The sequence below is a fragment of the Streptomyces amritsarensis genome, assembly GCF_001953875.1.
Lineage (GTDB): Bacteria > Actinomycetota > Actinomycetes > Streptomycetales > Streptomycetaceae > Streptomyces > Streptomyces amritsarensis.
Map to the genome: position 1 here is coordinate 1 of NZ_MQUR01000189.1, position 2,925 is coordinate 2,925.

The following is a 2,925-nucleotide window of genomic DNA, read 5'->3' on the forward strand; positions in this document are numbered from 1 at the left end:
GCCCTCGAGGTCGCCACCGGCAAGGTGATCGGCTCACTCCACCGACGCCACCGGGCTGAGGAGTTCAAGAAGTTCCTCATCAAACTCGACAAGGAAGTACCGACAGGTCTCGAGGTCCACCTGGTGCTGGACAAGTACGCCACCCACAAGACCCCGGCGATCAAGACTTGGCTGCTGGCCCACCCCCGGTTCCACCTGCACTTCACGCCGACCGGATCGTCCTGGCCCAACCTGGTGGAACGCCGGTTCGCCGAGCTGACAAACAAGCAGATACGGCGAGGCGTCCACAAGAGCGTCCAGGCCCTGGAACAAGACATCCGGGCCTGGATCGCAGCATGGAACACCGACCCCAAGCCCTATATCTGGACCAAGACCGCGGACGAGATCCTCGAACGCCTCGCCTCATATCTGAACAGAATGCCCGACTCAGAAGACTAGCGGGTGGTCCAGAGTTGCGTCGCCTCGCCCGTGCAAGGGAGTTGGCGGACTTCGCGGCGGCTGCCGTTGGGCATTCCGGCGTCCGCGAGGCAGAGTTGCGTGGCCTTGTTCTTGATCAAGGCGCCACCGTTCTGCCAGATCTTCTCCCACTTCTGGCCGTCGGTGTAGTTGCAGGACCTCTGCACGACCGTGGCGCCGGCGCCGTCGCTCGTCGGCTGCAGGCACATGCGGGGCGCGTGCTGGGGGGTGATGAAGGTGTGCGCTTCACCGATGAGGGGTTCCATCCAAAACTTCTGGTTCTGCTCGTCCTTGCAGGAGAACTGCTGGACAATCGCCGCGTCCGAGATCGATGCCGCCCGTACATCAAGGCACTTGCCGGTACCGATGTTCATCCATCGGCTGGGCAACGCCAGGGCCGCGGTGGTGGTCGGATTCCCGGAATCGGCCTGTGCCGGTGCGGCCACCAGTGTGGCCGTGGACAGCACCGCGCCGATGACGAGCCCGCCGCGAAGTGCTAACGAGTGTATGGAGGGCATGAGATCTCTCCTCGTGGGGTTGGGCGAGCCGTGAATTCGGCTCGTTACGACAGGCTAGAGCGCGGCGATCATACGCGAGCCGAGTACCGGCCACCGCAAAAGCGCAAGCGGGCGGCTATCCGCCCCCTACTGACAGACCAAACGGAAGAAGAACTCACGACGTGCAGGCATGACGTGCGTGCCTTGCCCCACGAACCGGAACACACTCCTTGCCGCGCGACCTGTCCTGCCGGCCCGCGGAGAATGACCGGAACCAGCGAGGATGATCGGCCGCGAGACTGGCAAGCACGCATAGGTGTCGCGTATTCGCCAGCCGCGGCGTGTTCACGGCCTGATGAGTGACAGACCGTGATGCTCTGAGGTCTCGCTCTCTGCCGTCGACCTCGTCTTGCGAGCGCGAGGTTCCGTTCACTCCAGTTAGAGCGCTGCCAAGCGGGGCAGTCGGCGAGTCATTGCGTCGTGGTCATCGAAATCGAAGTTCCAGGTGGGGTACAGCTCCTGGTAGCGGATGGTGGGTGGGTTCGCGGGCCGTTCACGAGCTGCGGCCGGGCTGCAGCGCGCAGACGATCGAGTGCGGCCAGCCAGGGACGGGGGGATTGGTTGGAGCACATGATCAGACGAGGCCGCACCTTCGACACGCCGCAGGCAGTAGGTCATGTCCCTGGTGTGGTGTAGCTGATAATTCGGACGTGCCGGGCAGGCAGGCGGTGTTGTCCGGATAGAGGCTGTCCATGCTCTTGTTGGAGAGATAGCGCCGGGGGAAGGCGATCCACTCGTCGTGGAGCTCGATTAGGACGGCGGTGGCCAGACAGGCGGCTGTGGCGGTGTTCGGGAAGTTGTATGATCGCGTGGTTTTATATCGCTAAAAGAGCTGCTGCTTTTCCTCGAAGGCACGCTGTTTCTCATCGCGGGATCGATTCATTTCTTCGCGTGTGTCATCGCGTACGCTCTGGGCGTTCTTCTTGGCGGGCCAAGAATTTTGCTGACGCTGCCACGCTTCATCGCGGACCCGCCCAAGGCGTTCAAGTTCAGGGTTCGCATCTGTTTACCCCAGCCCTCGGCCAGCACCGACCTTCCTCTTCCAGCCTACGCGGGCGCGTTGGTGGCGACATCGGGCAATGCGCGCCCTAGATCCCAGGTGAGAACACAGTCTCCGTCCGGCTTCGGTCGAAGCTTCGCATCCGAGATGAACACAGCGGTAATCAAACGGATGCAGTACGGCGATCATTGCGGCGGACCACCCTCGGTCGGCAACGCTCCGTATCCCCCGCAGGAGTGAATCCGGCCCTCGCATACGCGTCGGCGGCTTGTGCGGCGTGTTCGCGACTCGCCCCCGATTGCGGCTATTAACACGCGGCCCGACCGTCGGGCCGTCTGTTGTGCGATCGGAGTGCTATTCATGGCGCGTTCGGCACGTGAGAGCTACGACGAGGGGCAGGCTGCGGGTTTCGGTGGCTGCCTGGCGGTGGGCTACCGGTTCGAGCCTCGTCCAGTCGGCGGACGCCGGGCCGGGACGGTGGTCGCGGGTGGTGGTGGAGGCCGCAGACGCGGAGCAGGGGGCCCGATGGGTGCCGGGGTGGCGGCGGACCGGTTGACGGACGCCTTGGGCATGCCGCTCCCGACCTTGGCGGGGCCCCGAAGTTCCCCGACGTCCATCCGGACCAGGTGGCTGCCCTCGGCCGCCGCCGGGACCTGCCCGCCCTCCTCGACCGGCACGTGCCCCTCGGCCCGGACCAGGCCGCGGTGCGCCTCGGCGTCCGCCGTACCGACTTCGACCATGTGGTGCGCCTGGGTTGGCCGGCCCCGGTCGGCTCGGTGGCGACTACAAGCGGCAGGGCGGGGTGATCACGTTCCCCCTGCACTCAGCCGAGGACGTCGTGCTCCTGGAGATGGTCCGGCCGTCGGTGGACTGGCGGGCGGTGGGCACCGTGGCGGCGGGCCGCCGCTCCCC

Annotated in this window: 3 protein-coding genes and 1 pseudogene; 1 reads left to right on the plus strand and 3 read right to left on the minus strand. The window is 65.4% G+C overall.

What is annotated here, in order from left to right:
* Positions 1–438 (plus strand): transposase (locus AVW11_RS35315; RefSeq protein WP_206281955.1); only part of this gene is annotated, 438 nt, incomplete at its 5' end.
* On the opposite strand, the gene AVW11_RS35320 is transcribed toward AVW11_RS35315, so the two are convergent.
* From AVW11_RS35320 to AVW11_RS35330, 3 genes and pseudogenes are all read right to left on the minus strand, one after another.
* Positions 435–974, minus strand: coding sequence for an RICIN domain-containing protein (locus tag AVW11_RS35320; protein WP_030851733.1), 540 nt, complete (start codon positions 972–974; stop codon positions 435–437). The two genes, AVW11_RS35315 and AVW11_RS35320, sit on opposite strands and share 4 nt — an antisense overlap.
* Positions 975–1,587: 613 nt before the next feature.
* A pseudogene (locus tag AVW11_RS38860) lies at positions 1,588–1,809 on the minus strand (hypothetical protein); the annotation flags it as partial.
* A 635-nt stretch (positions 1,810–2,444) separates the two neighbouring features.
* Positions 2,445–2,753: a hypothetical protein gene (locus tag AVW11_RS35330; RefSeq protein ID WP_076047067.1), complete on the minus strand. Its 309-nt coding sequence runs from the start codon at positions 2,751–2,753 to the stop codon at positions 2,445–2,447.
* Between the last annotated feature and the right edge of the window lie 172 nt (positions 2,754–2,925).

Coding starts and splice junctions, on each gene's coding strand:
- AVW11_RS35320 (WP_030851733.1), bottom strand. CDS start 974: ATGCCCTCCATACACTCGTTAGCACTTCGCGGCGGGCTCGTCATCGGC.
- AVW11_RS35330 (WP_076047067.1), bottom strand. CDS start 2,753: ATGGTCGAAGTCGGTACGGCGGACGCCGAGGCGCACCGCGGCCTGGTC.